General features: G+C 64.0%; 19 protein-coding genes and 1 pseudogene. 12 read left to right on the forward strand and 8 right to left on the reverse strand.

Going from position 1 to position 19,462, the window contains the following annotated elements; genetic code table 11:
- Nucleotides 1-77: 77 nt before the first annotated feature.
- Nucleotides 78-1,253, forward strand: coding sequence for a flavin reductase family protein (locus WIMU1_RS05435; protein ID WP_062795412.1), 1,176 nt, complete (start codon nt 78-80; stop codon nt 1,251-1,253).
- Nucleotides 1,254-1,266: 13 nt separating this feature from the next.
- Complete coding sequence (locus WIMU1_RS05440; RefSeq protein ID WP_062795413.1) at nt 1,267-1,845, forward strand: nuclear transport factor 2 family protein; 579 nt, start codon at nt 1,267-1,269, stop codon at nt 1,843-1,845.
- Between the two features lie 88 nt (nt 1,846-1,933).
- On the opposite strand, the gene WIMU1_RS05445 is transcribed toward WIMU1_RS05440, so the two are convergent.
- Nucleotides 1,934-2,230 carry a hypothetical protein gene (locus tag WIMU1_RS05445; protein ID WP_062795899.1) on the reverse strand — a complete coding sequence of 99 codons (297 nt, stop codon included), beginning with the start codon at nt 2,228-2,230 and terminating at the stop codon, nt 1,934-1,936.
- Nucleotides 2,231-2,542: 312 nt separating this feature from the next.
- On the opposite strand from WIMU1_RS05445, the gene WIMU1_RS05450 reads away from it, so the two are divergent.
- Genes WIMU1_RS05450 through WIMU1_RS05460 form a run of 3 tightly spaced genes read left to right on the forward strand, consistent with a single transcriptional unit; the run spans nt 2,543 to nt 5,380 of the window.
- Nucleotides 2,543-3,841, forward strand: coding sequence for an aromatic ring-hydroxylating oxygenase subunit alpha (locus tag WIMU1_RS05450; protein WP_062795414.1), 1,299 nt, complete (start codon nt 2,543-2,545; stop codon nt 3,839-3,841).
- The gene (locus WIMU1_RS05455) at nt 3,834-4,430 is read left to right on the forward strand and encodes an aromatic-ring-hydroxylating dioxygenase subunit beta (RefSeq protein WP_084248003.1); all 597 of its coding nucleotides are present in this window, start codon (nt 3,834-3,836) and stop codon (nt 4,428-4,430) included. The genes WIMU1_RS05450 and WIMU1_RS05455 overlap by 8 nt, the downstream gene beginning before the upstream one ends.
- Nucleotides 4,427-5,380 (forward strand): PDR/VanB family oxidoreductase, encoded by a 954-nt coding sequence (locus WIMU1_RS05460; protein ID WP_062795415.1) that lies wholly within the window; start codon nt 4,427-4,429, stop codon nt 5,378-5,380. Before WIMU1_RS05455 ends, WIMU1_RS05460 begins: the two co-directional genes overlap by 4 nt.
- 522 nt (nt 5,381-5,902) lie before the next feature.
- Here the strand turns inward: WIMU1_RS05460 and WIMU1_RS05465 are convergent.
- Nucleotides 5,903-7,453, reverse strand: a complete 1,551-nt coding sequence (locus WIMU1_RS05465) for a solute symporter family protein (RefSeq protein WP_062795416.1) — start codon at nt 7,451-7,453, stop codon at nt 5,903-5,905.
- Nucleotides 7,450-7,749: a DUF485 domain-containing protein gene (locus WIMU1_RS05470; RefSeq protein WP_062795417.1), complete on the reverse strand. Its 300-nt coding sequence runs from the start codon at nt 7,747-7,749 to the stop codon at nt 7,450-7,452. Before WIMU1_RS05470 ends, WIMU1_RS05465 begins: the two co-directional genes overlap by 4 nt.
- Before the next feature lie 444 nt (nt 7,750-8,193).
- Between WIMU1_RS05470 and catA the strand changes: the two genes are divergently transcribed.
- Genes catA through catC form a run of 3 tightly spaced genes read left to right on the forward strand, consistent with a single transcriptional unit; the run spans nt 8,194 to nt 10,487 of the window.
- Nucleotides 8,194-9,048 carry a catechol 1,2-dioxygenase gene (gene catA, locus WIMU1_RS05475; protein WP_023957143.1) on the forward strand — a complete coding sequence of 285 codons (855 nt, stop codon included), beginning with the start codon at nt 8,194-8,196 and terminating at the stop codon, nt 9,046-9,048.
- Between the two features lie 7 nt (nt 9,049-9,055).
- A complete protein-coding gene (locus tag WIMU1_RS05480; protein WP_062795418.1) occupies nt 9,056-10,177 on the forward strand; it encodes a muconate/chloromuconate family cycloisomerase in 1,122 nt (373 codons plus the stop codon).
- Between the two features lie 28 nt (nt 10,178-10,205).
- Nucleotides 10,206-10,487 (forward strand): muconolactone Delta-isomerase, encoded by a 282-nt coding sequence (gene catC / locus WIMU1_RS05485; RefSeq protein WP_023957138.1) that lies wholly within the window; start codon nt 10,206-10,208, stop codon nt 10,485-10,487.
- 97 nt (nt 10,488-10,584) lie between these two features.
- On the opposite strand, the gene WIMU1_RS05490 is transcribed toward catC, so the two are convergent.
- On the reverse strand, nt 10,585-11,226 hold the full coding sequence (locus tag WIMU1_RS05490) for a CoA transferase subunit B (RefSeq protein ID WP_062795419.1): 642 nt from the start codon (nt 11,224-11,226) through the stop codon (nt 10,585-10,587).
- The gene (locus tag WIMU1_RS05495; protein WP_062795420.1) at nt 11,223-11,972 is read right to left on the reverse strand and encodes a CoA transferase subunit A; all 750 of its coding nucleotides are present in this window, start codon (nt 11,970-11,972) and stop codon (nt 11,223-11,225) included. Before WIMU1_RS05495 ends, WIMU1_RS05490 begins: the two co-directional genes overlap by 4 nt.
- A gap of 87 nt (nt 11,973-12,059) precedes the next feature.
- On the opposite strand from WIMU1_RS05495, the gene pcaD reads away from it, so the two are divergent.
- From pcaD to WIMU1_RS05515, 4 genes are all read left to right on the forward strand, one after another.
- Nucleotides 12,060-12,833: a 3-oxoadipate enol-lactonase gene (pcaD, locus tag WIMU1_RS05500; protein ID WP_062795421.1), complete on the forward strand. Its 774-nt coding sequence runs from the start codon at nt 12,060-12,062 to the stop codon at nt 12,831-12,833.
- The gene (locus WIMU1_RS05505) at nt 12,830-13,609 is read left to right on the forward strand and encodes an IclR family transcriptional regulator (RefSeq protein WP_062795422.1); all 780 of its coding nucleotides are present in this window, start codon (nt 12,830-12,832) and stop codon (nt 13,607-13,609) included. Before pcaD ends, WIMU1_RS05505 begins: the two co-directional genes overlap by 4 nt.
- 64 nt (nt 13,610-13,673) lie before the next feature.
- Nucleotides 13,674-14,885 carry an acetyl-CoA C-acetyltransferase gene (locus WIMU1_RS05510; RefSeq protein ID WP_062795423.1) on the forward strand — a complete coding sequence of 404 codons (1,212 nt, stop codon included), beginning with the start codon at nt 13,674-13,676 and terminating at the stop codon, nt 14,883-14,885.
- A 55-nt stretch (nt 14,886-14,940) separates the two neighbouring features.
- Nucleotides 14,941-15,732, forward strand: coding sequence for an IclR family transcriptional regulator domain-containing protein (locus WIMU1_RS05515; protein WP_062795424.1), 792 nt, complete (start codon nt 14,941-14,943; stop codon nt 15,730-15,732).
- 13 nt (nt 15,733-15,745) lie between these two features.
- On the opposite strand, the pseudogene WIMU1_RS05520 reads toward WIMU1_RS05515, so the two are convergent.
- The 3 genes and pseudogenes from WIMU1_RS05520 to WIMU1_RS05530 all read right to left on the reverse strand — a co-directional run bounded on the left by WIMU1_RS05520 (nt 15,746) and on the right by WIMU1_RS05530 (nt 19,337).
- Nucleotides 15,746-17,478, reverse strand: a pseudogene (locus WIMU1_RS05520) (DUF3556 domain-containing protein).
- Between the two features lie 171 nt (nt 17,479-17,649).
- The gene (locus WIMU1_RS05525) at nt 17,650-18,951 is read right to left on the reverse strand and encodes a competence/damage-inducible protein A (protein ID WP_062795903.1); all 1,302 of its coding nucleotides are present in this window, start codon (nt 18,949-18,951) and stop codon (nt 17,650-17,652) included.
- An 83-nt stretch (nt 18,952-19,034) separates the two neighbouring features.
- Nucleotides 19,035-19,337, reverse strand: a complete 303-nt coding sequence (locus WIMU1_RS05530) for a lipopolysaccharide assembly protein LapA domain-containing protein (protein WP_084248004.1) — start codon at nt 19,335-19,337, stop codon at nt 19,035-19,037.
- Between the last annotated feature and the right edge of the window lie 125 nt (nt 19,338-19,462).

A 19,462-nucleotide genomic window follows, 5' to 3' on the forward strand; every position in this document is an offset into this window, starting at 1 on the left:
ACCGGTGTAGGGGAGGTGAGCAATACGTTGCTGCCAGCACAGTTTCAAACTCGCATCCTGCCCACAGGAAGGCAATCATGTCCCATCCCGCTACGGCTCCGGTGGACCCGCACGTGTTCCGAGAAGTGATGGGGCACTACCCGACCGGCGTCGTGGTGGTGACCGGCCGCGACAGTGAAGGCGACATCCTCGCGATGGTCGTCGGCACGTTCAACTCGGTGTCTCTCGATCCGCCTCTGGTGTCGTTCATGCCGATGATGACCTCGCGCACGTTTGCGAAGATGCGTGAGTGCTCGTCGCTGTGCATCAACATCCTGGGTGGAGAGCAGGAAGACATCGTGCTGACCATCGCGCAGCGTTGGGAGAACAAGCTCGATGGCATCGAATGGTTCCCCTCGCCGTCTGGCGATCCCGTGCTGTCGGAATCGATCGCATGGATCGACACGACGATCTGGAACACCGTTGAGGCGGGCGATCATTGGATCGTCCTGTGTCGGGTCAACGACATGGCGGTGGCGAATCCGGTGTCGCCTCTGATCTTCTTTCAGGGCGGCTACGGCAGTTTCGTCTCCACGTCGTTGATGGCACGCATGGATCACGAGATCCTGCCTGCCATCCACGCCGCTCACGGTGCTCGTGCCGAGGTCGAGGCGTTGGCCAACTCGATCGGATGCGAGGTGTCGGTGTTCACCGCGGTCAGCTGCGACGAGATGGCCACCGTGTTGTCTGCCACCGGCGTAGGAGTCGACCGAGAAGAAGGGCTTGCCCACCGGGTGCCGATGGTCCCGCCGATCGGGGACAGCTACGTCTTCTCCCGGCCCATCGAGGAGCAGGAGCGCTGGGTCGACAAACTGCGCGAAGCAAGTGCAGACGTCAAGGACATGCATCGGATGCGGCTCGAGTTCGTGCGCGAGCATGGCTACCTGCTGTCGTTCCTGCCCGTGGAGGGGAGCGCGGCGTACGACGAGATGCGGGACGCGACAAAACGTTACGAGAAGGGTCGGTTGACCCCATCGCAGGAGCGCAACATACGCGAATCGATCGGCCGGGCATCGGTCGACTATCGGGTACGCGAGGTAGACGAGCAGCAGGTCTACGACGTCGGCTCGATCGTGTTACCGGTGCGAGACCCTGCCGGCGAGTACTCATTGACGCTGCGCCTGGGCCAGCTTCCGCCCCAGAGCACGGGGTCCACGATCAACAACTGGCTGGACGAGGCGCGGGCAGTCGTCCGCGTGCTGGAAGCCGGATGAGGAGGAGCTGACGATGACGACGAACACGACCGACGCCGGTGGTGACGAAGCGTTGGCGGCCCTCGCCGCACGCGTCGAGGTACTCGAAGCAGAGGCCGAGATACGAAGACTGCAGGCACGTTACATGCTCTTGTGCGACACGCCCTGCCCTGACCCCGGCATAGTCGATGACGCCCAGCGCATCGACGCGATCGTCGATCTCTACACCGCCGACGCCGTGTGGGAAGGAGTTGGCGAGTACTACAACGGTCAGTTCGGTCGCGCGGTGGGCCGCGATGCAATACGGGCCCACTTCCAGAACTTCTGGGGTGAGAAGCAAGATCCCGCCCTGCTGTTGAACGCGCACTACCTCACCTCGGAGCAGATCCACGTCGACGGTGACACAGCAGAGGGTCACTGGATCCACATGCAGCCGTGGTTGTTCTCCGACGGCAGGAGTCTGCTGCGGTCGAGTCGGTTGAACAACGCGTTCCGGAAAGAGTCCGGGGCCTGGAAGATATCGAGGACCCGCACAGAGAACGTCTTCATCGCGCCGCTGCCCGAGGAGTTCGCCGAGAGCTACCCGTCCACCTCCGTGGTCATGAACCCCTGAGGGCCGTTCTCACGCAGAATCTTCGGTCCGAAGAACAAACGCCCCCGAGATCTCGAGCGGATCCGGGGGCGTTGTTCGTGAGGGGCGCCTATACGTCGTCGTCCGCCCAGACTGCATCGGCTTCCCAGTAGTCCATACCGCCGGCGCTGATCTTGTGCCGCCAGTCAGAAGTGCGCCGCAGGGTCGGCTCGACACGGGCGGTCACCGCGTCGGCGGCGTCAGGCCCGTCGGCCGGCACCGTCCAGTGGACCCAGTTCAGCTCCCGGCCGGAAGCGTCGCGGGTGAAGAGATCGACGTGCCGCCATCCGTACCCGAAAGTGTCGTTGTAACAGGTGAGGGTCATCCGGTGCTCGCCGGCTGTGGCGGTGCGGGCTGTTGAGGTCATTTCGATTCCGTGGATCTTTCCTCGCATGGGTTGTGGCATCTACGAGTTCGGCTCTGTCGCTGGCTGAGCATGCGGCCGGCCACTGCCCGAGTCTACGGCGGAAGAGGCTCGTCCGGGCCCACTGCGGGGTAAGGAAATCACCTACCCGAGGTTGTGTCTTTTCTGATTTCGCACCAGGCCGTGCCCCCGTACCGTGGGCGGGGAAGGTGCGAGAAGTCGCAAGATCGCGGTAGGTGTGCGCATCCGGTGCCGCAGTGTCACAACCTGTTTCGTCTTGCGATGCACATAGTCTATCCACTGGAGCGATCACCGATGACCATCGACTTCTCCGCGGAGAAGGTCTTTGACCTCCCTCCCGCCGACCTGGTGCGCGAAGATCGCGTAGCGGGCCGCATGTACACCGACCCCGAGATCTTCGAGCTCGAGATGACAAAGATCTTCGAGAAGACATGGGTGTGGGTTGCACACGAGAGTGAGCTCCCCAAGGCCGGCAGCTTCAAGTCGACGCACGTCGGACGCCAGCCTGTCATCGTCAGCCGAGACCGCAAGGGCAACATCCACACTCTGCTCAACAGGTGCCGTCACCGCGGGGCCAGCGTGTGCGAAAAGCGTTCGGGCACCACCAATGGCTTCACCTGTCCCTACCACGCATGGTCATACGGACTGGACGGAACGCTACGCGGCATTCCCTACCCCGACGGTTACGAAGACGTCATGGGCAAAGAAGGCATGGGCCTGAAGAAGCTGCGGACCGAGTCGTACGCGGGCATGGTGTTCGCCACGCTCGACCACGATGCTTCGCCTCTCGAGGAATTCCTGGGCGATGCCAAACTCTGGATGGACAGATTCTTCAAGCAGGGTGGCGGTTACCCCGTCAAGGTTCTCGGCACGCACCGGTTCAAGTTCCGGGGCAACTGGAAGATCCAGCTCGAGAACACCACCGACGGTTATCATTTCCCGATCGTCCACCGTTCGTGGATGGCCTCGGTCGACTCCGAGACGTCGGACATGATGAGCTTCATGACCGACCCCGCGGCCATCACTCACGACCTCGGCAACGGTCACTCGGTCATGCAGATGGTGCCCGAGCACTCCGATCTCGACATCGACGACGGCAGCGAGCCCCTGCAGGCGCGTTTCGACGGCCTGGTCTCCGAGCTGAAGTCGGCCGGTCTCGACGACTCGGCGGTCCGAAAGCTGGTGCGGGCCATGCACGGAACAGGGTTCAACCTCAACCTGTTCCCGAATGTGTCGATGTCGATCTCGTTCTTCCGGGTCATCCGGCCGATCTCGGTGGACGAGACATGGATCGAACACGTCGCGCTCGGATCGGACGGCCCGGCTGACATCGTCGGCCCGGTCAACCGTGAGCGGCTCAGGGTGCACGAGCACTTCCAGGGCCCCTTTGGTTTCGGAACCCCTGACGACGCGGAGGGCTGGGACCGCGTGCAGCGGGGCGCAATCGGCGGACCCGAACTGCCGATCATGGTCAATCGTGGTCTCGGCCGGGAACAGCTCTCACCCGAGGGCTGGCCCACCTCACACGTCACAGACGAAACCGGTATGCGCGCTGCATACGGCAAATGGAAGGAGATGATGAGCGATGACTGACACGGTCACCACCCCGAAGCCCAAGCCGAAACCGAAGCCGGGGGCGTGGGCAGCCGCCACCGAGGGGCGCGATCTTCCTGTCTCCTTCGTGCCGACAACGGATCCCCGCATCGTGCGGGCCACCGACCTCATCGCGCGCGAGGCCGAACTACTGGACCAGAAATCGTACGAGCCCTGGCAGCAGCTCTACTCCGATGATGCCCTCTACGTCATCCCGATCGACCCGGACGAAGAAGACTTCGCCAACAGCCTGAACATGGTCTACGACGACGCCCGAATGCGTCAGTTGCGCGTGACACGGATGACCGAGGGCTACGCGATCGCGGCGGTCGATTCCGCGACGACAGCGCGCACCGTCTCGCGCTTCGTCCCGGCCGGCGTTGTCGACACCGAGGACGGCTCCACCGTCGAGGTTCGCGCCGCGCAGGTTTTGATCGCGTACAAGCGTGGCAGGCATGACATCTGGGCTGCGAACGTCGACTACACGATTCGGGTGGCGGCAACTGCGCAGGAAGACAAGATCGTCCGTAAGGTGATTCGCCTCATCGACGGCAGGGACGAGGTCCCGGCGGCCGGATTCCTGCTATGAGCGTGCTCGTGCGGGTGGCGGAGGTCGTCGAAGAGACGCCGGACATTCGCACTCTTCGGTTGACTCGCGAGGACGGCGCCCCGTTCGTCCGGTATGAGGCGGGCGCCCACATCGACGTGGTGGGCCCCACGGGTGTGCTGCGGCAGTACTCGCTGTGCAGCCCACCGAGCGACCCGTCGTCGTTGCTGATCGCCGTGAAGCGGGAAGCGAAGTCCCGTGGCGGTTCGGTGGCGTTGCACGAGGTGAGCACCGGCGACCACATCAAGATCAGCGAGCCGCGAAATCTGCTCACGATCGCGAAGGGCGCTGACCGGCACATCTTGATTGCCGGAGGCATCGGTGTGACGCCGTTGCTGAGCATGGCCTACGAGATCTATTCGTGGGGAGAGGAATTCGAGCTCCACTACTTCGCCCGATCGCGTGATCAGGCGGCATTCGTGGACCTGCTGGAGAACCGGGTCGACTTCTCTGAGCGCGTGCACCTGCATTTCGGGACACCGCGGTCGGAGCAGCCCGGTGTGCTTGCCGACGTGGCGTCAACCGCGACAAGCGCGACCCACGTCTACACCTGCGGTCCGGACGGATTCATGGAGCAGGTCGCGGCGGTGTTCGCACCGGTGGTCGGAGAGGATCATGTTCACACCGAGCACTTCGTCGCGACGGTGATCGACTCGAGTGACGACAAGGCCTTTGCCGTGGAGCTGGACACTGGCGAGGAGTTCGAGATCCCGGCCGACCGGTCCATCCTCGAGGTCCTCGAGGACAACGGCATCGAGGTATTCAAGTCCTGTGAGGAAGGCATCTGTGGTTCGTGTGTATCCGGTGTGCTCGAAGGGACGCCGGACCACCGCGACAACTGCCTGTCTGCGGCAGACAAGGCCGCGGGGAATCAGATGGCGCTCTGCGTGTCACGAGCGTTGTCGGAGAAATTGGTGATCGAGCTCTACTGAGCGAACAACCACCCGATACGGGCACCACATCGTAGCGACGATGTGGTGCCCGTTTTTGTTGTGGGACTGAGTGCGGTGGCCAGACCCTCCGACTCCGGCGACTTCCTCCGGTTGCAGTCGGAGGGTCTGCACGAAGTCGGAGGAACTGGGTCCGCCGGCCAGAACCTCCGACTTGGGCCATTTCCTCCGGTTGCAGTCGGAGGGTCTGCGTGAAGTCGGAGGGAGTGTGCGTCAGCGGGTGTGGGGCTCGCGGTGTGTCGGCCAGACCCTCCGACTTGGGCGACTTCCTCCGGGTGCAGTCGGAGGGACTGCATGGAGTCGGAGGGAACTGTGCGTCAGCGGGTTTGAGGCTCGCGGTCCGCCGGCCAGAACCTCCGACTGTGGCGACTTCCTCCGGTTGCAGCCGGAGGGACTGCATGAAGTCGGAGGGTCTGGGCCGCCCACAACACAAGACACCTCCCGCGGGCTGGGTGCCCGGGCGGGAGGTGCCTGGTGTCGAGAGGTCGGCGGCTGCCGCCCGGATCAGCTGACCTGGGCGGAATCCGGTGTCCGCACCACGGGCGGTTTGCCGGTGAGCGCGGTGATCCGCATGTCGTCGAACGTCTCGGTGGCGTCTTTGGCCCGGTCTCCGCGTGGTGCCGTCATCAACGCGATCACGATGGACACGATGAGCGCGATCGGCGCGACGACAAGAGCCGGGTTGGAGAAGCCGAGAGGCGCATCGGGGCCGTGGATGGCCGGGCTCGCGAGGATGATCGCGATCGACAACGTCAGTCCCACAACGATTCCGCTGATCACCGCAGATGCGGTCATCCGGCGCCAGTACATCGTCAACAGCAGCGCCGGCAGGTTGGCGCATGCCGCGATCGACATTCCGAGGGAGGCCAGAAACGCCACGTTCTGCTTCTCTGCCGCGAGTGCGATGAGGACGCCGATGGCGCATGTGGCCACAGTGGCGATGCGGGCGGCGCGATGCTGGCCCACCTCGGACACCTTGCCGCGCCGGAACACCTGCGCATACAGATCGTGGGCGATCGCGCCCGACGTGGCGATGACCAGACCGGAGAGTGCGGCGAGGATGGTGACGAAGGCGACTGCGGCCACGAACGCGAGAAGCAGTGAGCCACCCAGTGATTCGGCCAGCTGCGCCACGGCCAGGTTTCCGCCCTTGTTCTCCTTGGCGATGTCCTCACGTCCGACGATGTTGGCGGCTCCGTAACCGAGGATCGGAATCATGAGATAGAACGCGAAGAAGACCCAGATCGCCGTGTAGGCCGATGATCTGGCTTGCTTCGAATCCGGGACGGTGAGGAAGCGGATCATCACGTGCGGCAGGCCGAGCACACCCAAGACCAGCCCGACGATCTGCGACAGCTGATCGAACGAGGCCATGTCCGACGACCGGGCCGGGCCGACAAACGACTTGCCGAACTCACTGAGCGCCGACGAGAACGGGCCCAGGGGGTTGAAGTCGAACCGAAAGAGCACCAGCAGGAACATCGCGACCGCACAGCAGATCAGAAGTCCCGTCTTGATGATCTGGATCCAGCTGGTCGCCAGCATGCCACCGATCATGGTGTACGCCGTGGTCAGAACGCCGATGATGAGCACGGCCACGTAGTACTTGATGTCGAACAGCAGCGACACGATGAGCGCGGCTCCGACAAGCTGCGCAACCAGGTAGACCACGCTGATCACAACGGTGCTGGTGGCCATGGCCGAGCGGACGGCCGACCCCTGAAAGCGCGTCGCGAGTACGTCGGCGAGGGTGAAACGTCCGAGGTTGCGCAAGGGTTCGGCGACGATCAACATCGCGAGCAGGAAAGCGATCGGGACGAAGACAGCCAGATAGAACCCGTTGAATCCGGTGAGCGCGATGGCTCCGGTCACACCGAGAAATGATGCGGCCGAGATGAAGTCACCTGCGATCGCGACGCCGTTCTGTCTGCCGGAGAGTCGACCGCCGGCGACATAATGGTCGGCCGCTGTCTTGTTCCGCTTGGACGCCCACCACGTGATGATCAGGGTGACCACCACAAGGGCGCCGAAGAGCAGTGCTGAAGAAAGTGTCATGAGCTGGTCTCTCCGGTGGTCAGGGCCGCGAGTCGTTGGTCGAACCGAGCCGACCAATGCGAATACCAGCGGGCGACGACGATTGCGACGACGAACTGGGCGAACGCATAGACCCACGCGACGGTGAGTCCCTGGAAGAGCACCCCGTCGAGTACAGAGGTGAATCCACCGAGAACGGGCAGGGGCAGGAAGAAAGCCAACACTGCTGCGCTCAGGGTGAGTGTGAGTCGAGTGCGCTCTTTGCTCAGCGCGTAGTAGTCCGCGCGATCGGCGCGGGGGTGTTCATGCACGGTCATGGGGTACCTCTGCCGTCGGCGCGGACAGGCCACGACTCCGGTGATCCAGGGGGCTGGCATGCCCTTTGAGATAGTTCATCGAAACTCCAAGGTGGGGGTACGCGATGCGTACATGGCTGACCTTCTGCGTACGTGATCGTGACTGCTGTCACAGATGCGAGGCAATTGGGAATTCCCTTAGGGAGACGCAGGGAGTATCGGGTCTGCCGATGACCGTGAGGCTAGGACGATGCCGATCGACGTCGAATAACATTGTGTTGCAGTGCCACTCGATAAGGGCAAGTCGACGAACGATGTCGCGGCTCGTCGGCTCTACCGCGGTGGATGAGCATTCAGGTGCTTGACATCACCTGTGACTGGACGCACAGTGTACGTACGCACTGCGACAGCCCTGTACGCATAGCGGTCACACCTCTTAACTATCTGCTGAGCAGGAGACACGACATGACGACCACCGAACACGAGAGCCCCACCGCGGTGGGATCTGGCACTGCCGCCACCGACAAGTTCAAGAACGAGCGGGTCAGTGCCGACACCTCGCCGGAACGAGTTGCTGCCATCGCGAAAGACGCGTTGAGCGCGCTGCACAAGGTGATCCTCGATCACAACGTCACGTATCCGGAATATCGTGTGCTCAAGCAGTGGCTCATCGATGTGGGCGAGGGCGGCGAGTGGCCGCTGTTCCTCGACGTGTTCATCGAGCACGCAGTGGAAGAAGTCCTTGCGCGCAGCCGTAAGGGCACCAAGGGCAGCATCGAGGGGCCGTACTACGTGGCCGATGCTCCCGAGTTGCCGTCGGTGTGCACGCTGCCGATGCGTGAGGTCGACACGAAGGAGACCCCTCTCGTCTTCTCCGGTCAGGTCACCGATCTGGACGGCAAAGGTATCGGCGGGGCGATCGTCGAGTTGTGGCATGCCGATGCCGATGGCTACTACTCGCAGTTCGCCGATCATCTGCCGGAGTGGAACCTGCGCGGAAAGATCATCACCGACGGTGAAGGCCGTTACCAGGTGACGACCATTCAGCCTGCGCCGTACCAGATCCCGACCGACGGCCCGACCGGTGCGTTCATCGCGGCCCAGAATGGCCACCCCTGGCGACCGGCGCATCTGCACCTGATCGTGTCGGCACCGGAGCACGAATCGGTGACCACGCAGCTGTACTTCGACGGTGGGGAGTGGCTCGACAGTGATGTCGCCTCGGCCACCAAGCCCGAACTCGTCTTGCGACCGACCTCGGGTGACGACGGGATCAACCGGGTCACCTACGACTTCGTACTCGACCCGGCAGCCGGGTAAGCGGGCTGTGCCGGATCTGAAGATCGTCGGCGTCGACACTCGCATCATCGACGTCCCGCTTGTTCGCCCACACAAGTTCGCCACCACATCGATGGACGCCCAACCGATCCTGTTGGTGTCGGTTCGTGTCGACGGTGGGGTCACCGGGGTGGGCGAGGGTGTTGTCCCAGGTGGGCCGTGGTGGGGCGGTGAGTCGGTCGAGACGATGAAAGTCCTCGTCGACCGCTACATCGCCCCGGTGCTGGTGGGCCGCACCGTAGACGACATCACCGGGATCATGCTCGACATCGAGCGTGTGGTCGCAGGTGCTCGTTTCGCGAAGGCCGCTATCGAGATAGCGCTGCACGATGCGTGGGCGCGGTGTCTGGATGTGCCGGTACACACGTTGCTGGGTGGTGCATTTCGAAGCAGCATCGATGTCACGTGGGCGCTGGGGGCCGCGCCGGTCGAGGAGATCCTCGCCGAGGCTGCCGAGAAGCTCGACCGCAGAGAGCACTTCAGCTTCAAACTGAAGATGGGCGCCATCGAGCCGGCCGACGACACGGCGCGAGTCCTTGCCATCGCAGAAGGTCTCAAAGGCAGGGCGGGGGTACGGGTGGACATCAATGCCCGGTGGGACCGGTTCACCGCGTTGCGGTATCTACCGGCTCTGGCCGATGGTGGCGTCGAGCTGATCGAACAACCCACGCCAGGTGAACAGATCGAGGTGCTCGCCGAGTTGAATCACCTGCTGCCGATCCCTGTGATGGCCGACGAGAGTGTGCAGACCCCACACGACGCACTCGATGTGGTGCGCCAGGGTGCGGCCGACGTGATCGCAGTCAAGACCACCAAATGTGGTGGTCTGCAACGCAGCAAGGAGATCGCCGCGATCGCCAAGGCGGCCGGTGTTGCGTGCCATGGTGCCACCTCCATCGAAGGCCCGATCGGTACCGCCGCGTCGATCCACTTCGCGTGTTCGGAGCCTGCGATCAACTACGGAAGCGAACTGTTCGGTCCGCTGCTGTTCTCGGTCGAGTTGCTACAAGAGCCATTGCGGTATTCGAACGGTGCGGTCGCGCTGCCCGAAGGTCCCGGGCTGAGCGTCGAGCTCGACATGGACGTCGTCAACTCGCTGACCCGCGAGTGACAACACTCGAACCGAAAGGACAAAACCTTTGGCACTCTTCCATGTTCGTATGGATGTGAACATTCCGCGTGACCTCGACCCCGATGAGCGGGGCGAGACCATCGCGCGAGAAAAGGCCTACTCGCAGGACCTGCAGCGGCAGGGCAAGTGGGTTCACCTGTGGCGCATCGCCGGTCAATACAGCAATATCAGCATCTTTGATGTCGCCGATCCCGACGAGCTCAACGACCTGCTCTGGGGGTTGCCCTTGTTCCCGTACATGGACATCGTGGTCACCCCGTTGGCCAAACACGGTTCTTCGATCAAGTAGTCAGCACAAAGACATTCAGCCACATCGGCCGGTTCACCGCCGGCTGATGTGGCTGGATGCGTTGTGCTGGGCGTGGTCTGCAACCACACCCACATGCTCACACGACGCTGTCGACGAGGATTGTTGCCCCGGTCTTGTCGTGGAGTTCGTCGATACCGACGCCGGGTGCCAGTTGCACCAAACGGAGTCCGTTGTCGGTGATGTCGAGGACGGCGAGGTCGGTGATGATGCGCTGCACACACGCCTTTCCGGTGAGGGGCAACGTGCAGTGCTCGAGGATTTTGGGCGCGCCTTTGCGGGTGACGTGCTCCATCATGACGATGACCTTGCGGGCGCCGTGGACCAAGTCCATGGCGCCTCCCATTCCCTTGACCATCTGGCCCGGGACCATCCAGTTGGCCAGATCGCCGGTGGCGCTGACCTGCATTGCGCCGAGTACTGCGACGTCGACATGGCCGCCGCGGATCATGGCGAACGAGGCGGCGGAGTCGAAGTACGAGGCGCCGGGGTTGACGGTGATCGTCTCTTTGCCGGCGTTGATGAGTTCGGGGTCGAGTTCGTGCTCGGTGGGGTAGGGCCCGACTCCGAGAACTCCGTTCTCCGAATGCAATTCGACCGAGATGCCGGATGAGATGTAGTTGGGGACCAACGTGGGCATGCCGATACCGAGGTTGACGTATTGCCCGTTCTCGAGTTCGTCGGCGACGCGTGCGGCCATCTCTTCGCGTGTCCAGCTCATGGGCGTACCGTCCTCTTCTCGATGCCTACCTCGACCTTGCCGACGTGCACCACGCGTTGCACGTGGATGCCGGGGGTGTGCACTGCGTCGGGGTCGATCTCGCCTGGTTCGACGAGTTCCTCGACCTGGGCGATGGTGATCCGTCCTGCGGTTGCGGCCGGGGGATTGAAGTTGCGGGCACTGCGGCGGTAGACCAGGTTGCCGTGGCGGTCGCCCTTCCATGCGTGCACGAGGGCGAAGTCGGTGACGATGCCGTGTTCGAGAACGTATGTGGTGCCGTCGAACTCGCGGGTCTCCTTTGGCGGACTGGCCGTGAGGACGCCGCCGGTTCCGTCGTATCGCAAGGGCAGACCACCGTCGGCGACCGGTGTCCCGACTCCCGCGGGGGTGAAGAACGCCGGTATCCCTGCGCCGCCGGCGCGCATCCGCTCGGCCAGTGTGCCCTGTGGGGTCAATTCGACTTCCAGCTCACCGGACAGATATTGCCGGGCGAACTCTTCGTTCGACCCGACGTATGAGGAGATGGTCCTGCGGATCCGATGTTCGGCGAGCAGCATTCCCAAGCCGAATCCGTTTGTGCCGCAATTGTTGCTGACCGTTTCCAGGTTGGTCGCACCTTGATCGAGGACGGCGCGGATGAGTACCTCGGGTACGCCGACCAGGCCGAACCCGCCTACGGCGACGGACGCGCCGTCGGGTATGTCGGCGACCGCGGCCGCTGCTGTGCTGATGACTTTGTCGAGCATGGCGCAAGAATAGCGTGGTGTACGCTACAAGTACAGTCGTACGCAGTACGTACAGTTATGCGTGCACATCAACGAGGAGGGTTGTGCATGTCAGTTGATCTCGCGCGCACGGTGGCCGGGGCGCAGGACGGTCGGGACACGGTTGTGCTCCTGGGGTCGCTGGGCTCGAACCGCTCCATGTGGAACCCGCAGATCGAAGCGCTTGCCGATGGCGGGCTGCACGTGATCGCCTTTGATCTTCGTGGACACGGGGATTCACCGACTCCGCCGGGGCCGTATTCGGTGGACGACCTTGCCACCGACGTGCTGTCGACCCTCGGTGCCCTCGGCGTCGAGCGGTTTCACCTGGTCGGATTGTCGCTCGGCGGCGCTGTGGCGCAGCACATCTCGATATCGGCGGCAGACCAGGTCGCTACATTGTCGCTGCTGTGTACCGCTGCAAAATTCGGGGACGCAGCGGGTTGGGTCGAACGGGCGGCAACCGTGCGGGCACAGGGGACAGGCGCGATCACCGATGCTGTTGTCGGACGGTGGTTCACGGCCGATTTTGCCGAGTCGCATCCAGACGTTGTCGACAAGGCGGTCGCCATGGTGCGAGGCACCGACGACGAGGGATACGCCGCATGCTGCGAGGCTCTCGCGGACTGGGATTCGCGTGCCGATCTGACTGCGATCTCGGCGCGCACTCTGGCCATCGCGGGAGCGCAAGACCCTTCCACCCCACCGGACACGGTGCAGATCCTGGCCGATGGCATCACCGGGGCCCGGTTCGAGGTGCTCGACCCCGGCGCCCACCTGGTGAACCTGGAACGGGCAACAGAGGTCTCGGCTCTGCTCCGGGCTCATATCGTGGACGCATGACACCCACTCCCGGCGATCATGTCCAGTCACTGGCCCGAGGGCTGGCGGTGATCCGGGCATTCGATGCCGACCACCCGAGGCAGACGGTCAGCGAGGTCGCGGCAGCAACCGGACTGTCCCGGCCGGCGGCGCGGAGGTTTCTCCTCACCCTCGTCGACCTCGGCTATGTGCGCTCGAACGGTAACGCCTTCTGGCTCACACCACGCGTTCTCGACCTGGGGTACAGCTATCTGTCGAGTCTGTCCCTTCCGGAACTGGCGGGCCCGCACCTGGAGGCGCTCACCGCGAAAGTGCATGAGTCGGCGTCGGTGTCGATTCTCGACGGCGACGACATCGTCTACGTCGCACGTGTTCCGGTGAGCCGCATCATGGCGGTCTCCATCACCATCGGCACCCGGTTTCCGGCATACGCGACATCGATGGGGCGCGTGCTGCTGGCGGGTCTGAACGACCACGAGTTGGACGATCACCTCGCCAGGGTGTCGCCCGTGGCACTCACCGAACACACCAAAACCACTGTGCGCGAGCTCCGAGAGGGGATCGACCGGGTCCGCCGCGACGGTTATTGCATCGTCGACGAGGAACTCGAACTGGGATTGCGCTCGCTCGCCGCGCCGGTGCACGGACGCGACGGGGCGGTGATCGCAGCGATCAACATATCGACCCAGTCGGCTCGATACAGCGTCGACGCCGTCCACGCTGATCTGCTCCCGCAGTTACAGACGACGGCCGCGGAGATCACGGCCGACCTCGCCCGAACCCCGAACTCCCGGTGAATTGAGCGCCCGGGACCGAACTCCCGCAAACCCAACTCACACAAACCGATTCAGGAGCCCACCCATGCCAGATGCCGTCATCTGTGAACCGCTGCGCACACCCGTCGGACGTTTTGGTGGATCGCTGAAAGATGTTCCACCGCAGACGTTGGCGGGGACACTCATCCGGGAGTTGCTGCAGCGTATCGGGTTATCCGGTGATCAGATCGACGACGTGATCCTGGGTCAGGCGACGCCGGGTGGTGAGGCTCCGGTGATCGGCCGGGTCGCGGCCCTCGACGCCGGCATGGGAATCTCGGTGCCCGGCATGCAGGTGGATCGCCGGTGCGGATCAGGCCTGCAGGCAGTGCTGTTGGCGTGCATGCAGGTGATGACCGGGGCCGGTGACGTGGTGATCGCCGGTGGTACCGAATCGATGAGCCAGGCAGAGTTCTATACCGATTCGATCCGATGGGGTGTCAAGGGCGCCGGGGTGGAACTCGCCGATCGCCTCGCACGGGCCCGCGTCACCGCCGGTGGCGCCAACTTCCCCGTCCCGGGCGGGATGATCGAGACCGCGGAGAACCTGCGGGCCGAGTTCGGCATCAGCCGCGCCGACCAAGATGCGTTGGCTGTCCAATCGCACCGCCGGGCCGTTGCCGCGCAGAACAACGGTGTGTTCGCAGAAGAGATCGTCGGCGTCGAGGTGCCGCAACGGCGGGGCGCGGCCGTGGTGGTCGATCGAGATGAGCATCCACGTGCAGACACCACGATCGAGTCGCTGGCGGCTTTGCGGCCGATCCGGAGTGCAGTCGATCCCGACTCGACGGTGACTGCGGGAAACGCCAGTGGTCAGAACGACGGTGCCGCAGCGTGTGTGGTGACGACCCCGGCGAAGGCAGCGGAGCTCGGACTGCGTCCACTCGCCCGGTTGGCCGGGTGGGCGACAACCGGGGTGGAGCCGGGGCGGATGGGTTTCGGACCGGTGGGCGCCGTCGAGAAGGTGCTGGGTCGAATGGATCTCACGCTCGGGGACATGGACGTGATCGAGCTGAACGAGGCCTTTGCGGCGCAGGTGCTGGCCGTTCTGCGGGCATGGGGGATCGACGCCGACGATGAGCGACTCAATCCGCACGGGTCAGGCATCTCACTGGGTCATCCGGTCGGGGCCACGGGTGCGCGGATCCTGGCGACCCTGCTGCGCGAACTGGACCGTCGAGAGGGCCGGTATGCCCTGGAGACCATGTGTATCGGTGGTGGGCAGGGTCTTGCCGCGGTCTTCGAACGCACAACCTGATCGGCCACCAACTGTCCGCATTGCGTACGGTTGAACCGCGACTATCGAGGGGGCAATGGTGACCGAAGTCGGGGCCGAGCGGGATCGGGACCACATCCAGAGCATCGAACGCGGCTTTGCGGTCCTTTTGGCCTTCAACGCTGATCGTCCCAACCCGACGTTGGCGGAATTGGCCGCAGCCACATCGTTTTCTCGGCCCGCGGTACGTCGCATACTGCTGACACTGCAGCGGCTCGGTTACGTATCCGGTGGCGATGGCCGCTGGTCGCTTACCCCGCGCGTCCTGAGCATCGGCCAGCACTACACCGCGTCGCATTCGCTTGCCGATACCGCAATGCCGCATCTGCTCAAGATCGTCGAGACCGTTCACGAGTCGGCGTCGCTCGGCGTGCTCGACGGAGCCGAAGTGGTGTACGCAGCGCGCGTTCCGGTGCGCCGGATCATGAGCATCAACGTGTCGGTGGGTACCCGGATCCCTGCATACGCCACATCGATGGGTCGGGTTTTGCTTGCCTGGGCTCCGGCCGGTGTGGTCCGCTCGGTGATCGAGAACTCGGACTTTGCGCATGCCCTGACGCCGGCGACGGTGACGTCAGGTGACGAGCTCCAACGCGAGCTGGCCAAGGTGCGCGAGCAGGGCTACGCACTGACCGAGCAGGAGCTGGAGGTGGGCCTGATCTCACTGGCCGCACCCGTTCGCGACGCCGGCGGATCGGTGGTCGGAGCACTGGCCTGCTCGACATCGTCGGCGCGTGCCACGGCGGAGTCGTTTGCTGCCGACACCGCCGGCTTCCTGGTATCGGTGGCGCAGGAGTTCAGTGCCGATCTGGGCAACGGATACCGCTGAGCGCGCACGGCATTCAGGGTTCGACTGCCGAATGAACGTGCACCGGTACGTCGTCGTCCCACGGCTGACGGGTCACCATGTCGGCCACCCGCACCTCGCCGCGCTCGAACTCTCCTGTGGCTGCGTCGACGAGCCGGTACTGCTGGGTTCCGCGGTGGATCGGCTGGGCTTCGAGCAGCACGATCCGTACCTCGCCGGGTTCGAAATGACACCTCTCCTGTAGCGCTGCGATGAGCTGTTCGCTGTGGAGGTGGCCGTCACCGAAGTTCCATCCGAGCGCCGTGCTGCAGATGCGTTCCCCGTCAGTGAGCAGATAGTCCGACTCGTTGCGTCCGGTCATCGCTCGATGCGCCAGGGTGAACAGGGCCCGGCCGTGCGTGTTCATCGCGCGGAAGGCGTAGCCGAGATACAACGGGATCTCCAGGCGTTCCTTGCCGTAGACGCGCTCGAGTTGGGCGGCAGGCATGCTGGCGATCGAGACGATGCCTGCCTCGATCTTGGCCGAGCCGGACGGCGTGATGCACCACAGGGTGGTGTCCCAATTGCCTGCGTAGTAACGCATTCCCGGCAGGAACGAGATCTTGCCGGGAAACAGGTTGCCCGCCACCACGACCGCCGCGCTCACACCGGTGAGTGCGAGAGAACAAGCCAGAGATGATCGGCGTCGGAGGGCGCGACGTCCGCGTGGCCGACAAACAGGAACAGCAGCCCGAAGATCATGAAGACGTTCCACTCCAGCGGCACGCCCATCGGGATGGCACTGAGAATGCCCAGATGGAAGACCACCATCACGGTGGCCGCGATGGCGGTGGGCCAGCCACCGTGCGAGAAGAAGAGGATCAGGGGCACACCCATCTCGATCACCGTGGCACCGTGCGCCACCACACGTGAGAGGCGGCCTGGGCGCAGGTCATCGGGGAAGTGCTCGAAGAACTTTCGCTTGATCCGCTGTGGTCGCACGATCGGGTTGTTCGACATCATCGTGGACACCACAAACGGGAAGTGCTTGTTCAGTTTGGAGGTGGCGGCACCCATCCAGATGATGACAAAGACGATCTTCGCGGCAAGGATCATGTCGGCGCCTGCGAGCAAGAAAGTCACCACGAGTGCGCCGTAGACCTCACCGCGAGCTGCCAGGAAAACCGTCTTGTCCCTCAGCCCGATCAGCGCGAGCGCGATCAGCACGGCACTCGGGATCCAGATGGGAAGCGGGCCGACATCGCTGCCGAGATCGGGCGCCGGTCCATCACCGCCCCAGAACAAAGCGAGCACGCACGTCACGAGGAGCGCAGCGTAGAGCAATACATCGACGGGAGTTCGGTTGCTGCCCGCGGTGAATGGGATCACCCGAGGCCATGGCGGCAGTCGAATGGTGTTCGGTCGCAGCCAATAGAGGGCCGACCCCATCGGGGGCGAGTACCGGTTGTTGAGTGGACCGAATCCGCAGCCGAGCCCGAGTACCTCGAAGAGCAGGGTGTAGATCACGATCTTCTGGAAGACGATGGGCTCGTCCCACCAACTGCTGATCTGCGTGACGCCGCCGAGACCCGACGTCGACCCGGCGATCAGCCCACCCACCACGATGTACAGGAGGATCTTCACCACGTAGAAGAGGTGCAGCACAACGGGTGTGCCGAAGCCGACCTCCGCCCAATGCCGGGCCAACGGGCGGATCTTCTCCGCACGGGTCCCGCGGCTCCACTCGTCCATCTCGAGACTGGGCAGAGTCGGCGTGGTGAATCCCATTGCACAATCACCTTCTTGACGTATCGCGGCCATCTACTGTCGCGACCGTAAACGAAGTGGTTGTGTGCAGGCAGCAAAATGCGATTTGTCGGCGAGGACGGCGATATCGCCTGGTCCGCTCAGAGTTCGGTTTCTGGTTGCGTGATGCAAACGGGTCAGAGCACAGTCGAGTCACAGCCGTTCGGCTGCGTCCAAGACCTCCGCAAGCAGGTGCATGGCTACTGTCGTCGACAGTGCCCGCACACTCGTCCGGTCGCCGGGTAGGCGTCGAGTCTTCGTGACGGTCGGCTGACCCGTCACCGCGACCCCGAAGCAAACCGTGCCCACCGGTTTGAGGTCGGATCCACCGCCGGGCCCGGCGACCCCGGTTGTGGACACCGCCACGTCAGCGCCGACCCGGCTCAGCGCACCCTCGGCCATTCGCGCGGCGACCTGTTCACTGACGGCGCCGTGCTCGGCGATCATTTCCGCGGGGACGTCGAGAAGGCCGGACTTCACCTCATTCGCGTACGAGACGACGCCGCCCATCACATATGCCGATGATCCGGGTCGTTCGGTGAGTCGTGCCGCGACGAGGCCGCCAGTGCATGATTCTGCGGTCGCGATACGACGGCCGGCGAGCGCTGCCGCCACCAGATCGTCGATGGTCGACCCGTCGGTCGAGAAGATCCGGTCGCCATGACGGGCGGTGATCTGCTCTGCCAATTGGGAGTACGCCCCCGCAGCCGACTCTGGGTAGCGAGTCACCATCTCGAGCTCGCCGACCCGCAGGCAGGTGGTGATCTCCAGATCATCGAAGCCGCTGATTTCGTGCTCGATGGTCCGCAGCGTTGCTGCCAGATCTGCTTCGGACAATCCATACGCGAAGATCGTCGACTGATTGAACTCCGACCGTCCTGCCAGAGCCTCGACCACTGGGGCCGTCTGGAGCGCCGTCGGCCACATCGTCTGTAATTCTCGGGGTGGCCCCGGCAACACCAGGATGGCAGGCCGAACCGGAACGGAATCGACCACCTCGGCGGCGATGGCCACTCCGGGGGCGGTGCCGGTGGGCGGAATAGATTCTGCGCCTTCGGGAACCATCGCCTGCTTGCGGATGCCCTCACGCAGTGGCGCAGCGTCGGGCGCAGAAGTCATCCGTCCGCGCCACCGTTGCACGATGGAATCGATGTGCTTTTCGAGCTCGACGTCGAGGTGCAGTTCGCGTCCGCAGAACGCTGCGACCGTTGCAACGGTGAGGTCGTCAGCTGTCGGGCCGAGGCCACCGGTGGTGACGATGAGGTCCACGCGCTGGTCGGCCAGGAATTGGAGCTGTGCCGTGAGGTCATCCGGGCGGTCACCGCACACGGTGATGTGCGCGACGTCGACACCGAGGTCGAGGAGATGCTGAGCGACCCACGGGCCGTTCTGGTCGGTGACCCGGCCGGTGAGGACTTCGGTACCGGTCACCACGATTCCTGCCCGCACTGTCATCTTGCCGAGCTTAGTGGCGGGTGCTGTCGGTGTCTGGTCACCCTCGTCCAACAACGGTCACGCGTACGCAGACGCCAGCAACATCAGCGGTGACGGTCCCGCACCTTGCGCCGCAGCCGAAGGATGCCGCTACCGAGCAGCGCAATCAGGAATCCGACCACGGCGGCGAGGAGCAGGGCGACACCTTGCGCCATGTCGAGGTTGAGCCCGAAGAACTCGATATGTACTTGCTCGGTGTTCTGGACCACGAAGACGATTAGTGCGATCACCAGGAGCGCAGCGAGGATGAGCCCGAGGATCGTGGAGATCTTTCGGCCGCTGCCGGACGCGGGGGCAGTGGTGGTGGTCGTCGCGGGTGGGGCTGCATCGTAATTGGGGTTGCTCATGGCGTCCTTTCCGGTGCTGTCAGAGGCGAAGAGCCTTTACCCACCCTCGACGGTTCACAAACGGGCCGGTTGCGAGGGGCTTCAGCCCAGGTACCCGCCGTGCTGAGGCTCCCTCTGACACACTG

The organism is Williamsia muralis NBRC 105860 (genome assembly GCF_001598915.1).
In the GTDB taxonomy this organism is placed as follows: domain Bacteria; phylum Actinomycetota; class Actinomycetes; order Mycobacteriales; family Mycobacteriaceae; genus Williamsia; species Williamsia muralis.

What these genes read in the sequence shown, in the direction of transcription:
- WIMU1_RS05435 (WP_062795412.1), top strand. Translation starts at nt 78, where the DNA reads ATGTCCCATCCCGCTACGGCTCCGGTGGACCCGCACGTGTTCCGAGAA.
- WIMU1_RS05440 (WP_062795413.1), top strand. Translation starts at nt 1,267, where the DNA reads ATGACGACGAACACGACCGACGCCGGTGGTGACGAAGCGTTGGCGGCC.
- WIMU1_RS05445 (WP_062795899.1), bottom strand. Translation starts at nt 2,230, where the DNA reads ATGACCTCAACAGCCCGCACCGCCACAGCCGGCGAGCACCGGATGACC.
- WIMU1_RS05450 (WP_062795414.1), top strand. Translation starts at nt 2,543, where the DNA reads ATGACCATCGACTTCTCCGCGGAGAAGGTCTTTGACCTCCCTCCCGCC.
- WIMU1_RS05455 (WP_084248003.1), top strand. Translation starts at nt 3,834, where the DNA reads ATGACTGACACGGTCACCACCCCGAAGCCCAAGCCGAAACCGAAGCCG.
- WIMU1_RS05460 (WP_062795415.1), top strand. Translation starts at nt 4,427, where the DNA reads ATGAGCGTGCTCGTGCGGGTGGCGGAGGTCGTCGAAGAGACGCCGGAC.
- WIMU1_RS05465 (WP_062795416.1), bottom strand. Translation starts at nt 7,453, where the DNA reads ATGACACTTTCTTCAGCACTGCTCTTCGGCGCCCTTGTGGTGGTCACC.
- WIMU1_RS05470 (WP_062795417.1), bottom strand. Translation starts at nt 7,749, where the DNA reads ATGACCGTGCATGAACACCCCCGCGCCGATCGCGCGGACTACTACGCG.
- catA (WP_023957143.1), top strand. Translation starts at nt 8,194, where the DNA reads ATGACGACCACCGAACACGAGAGCCCCACCGCGGTGGGATCTGGCACT.
- WIMU1_RS05490 (WP_062795419.1), bottom strand. Translation starts at nt 11,226, where the DNA reads ATGAGCTGGACACGCGAAGAGATGGCCGCACGCGTCGCCGACGAACTC.
- WIMU1_RS05495 (WP_062795420.1), bottom strand. Translation starts at nt 11,972, where the DNA reads ATGCTCGACAAAGTCATCAGCACAGCAGCGGCCGCGGTCGCCGACATA.
- pcaD (WP_062795421.1), top strand. Translation starts at nt 12,060, where the DNA reads ATGTCAGTTGATCTCGCGCGCACGGTGGCCGGGGCGCAGGACGGTCGG.
- WIMU1_RS05505 (WP_062795422.1), top strand. Translation starts at nt 12,830, where the DNA reads ATGACACCCACTCCCGGCGATCATGTCCAGTCACTGGCCCGAGGGCTG.
- WIMU1_RS05510 (WP_062795423.1), top strand. Translation starts at nt 13,674, where the DNA reads ATGCCAGATGCCGTCATCTGTGAACCGCTGCGCACACCCGTCGGACGT.
- WIMU1_RS05515 (WP_062795424.1), top strand. Translation starts at nt 14,941, where the DNA reads ATGGTGACCGAAGTCGGGGCCGAGCGGGATCGGGACCACATCCAGAGC.
- WIMU1_RS05525 (WP_062795903.1), bottom strand. Translation starts at nt 18,951, where the DNA reads ATGACAGTGCGGGCAGGAATCGTGGTGACCGGTACCGAAGTCCTCACC.
- WIMU1_RS05530 (WP_084248004.1), bottom strand. Translation starts at nt 19,337, where the DNA reads ATGAGCAACCCCAATTACGATGCAGCCCCACCCGCGACGACCACCACC.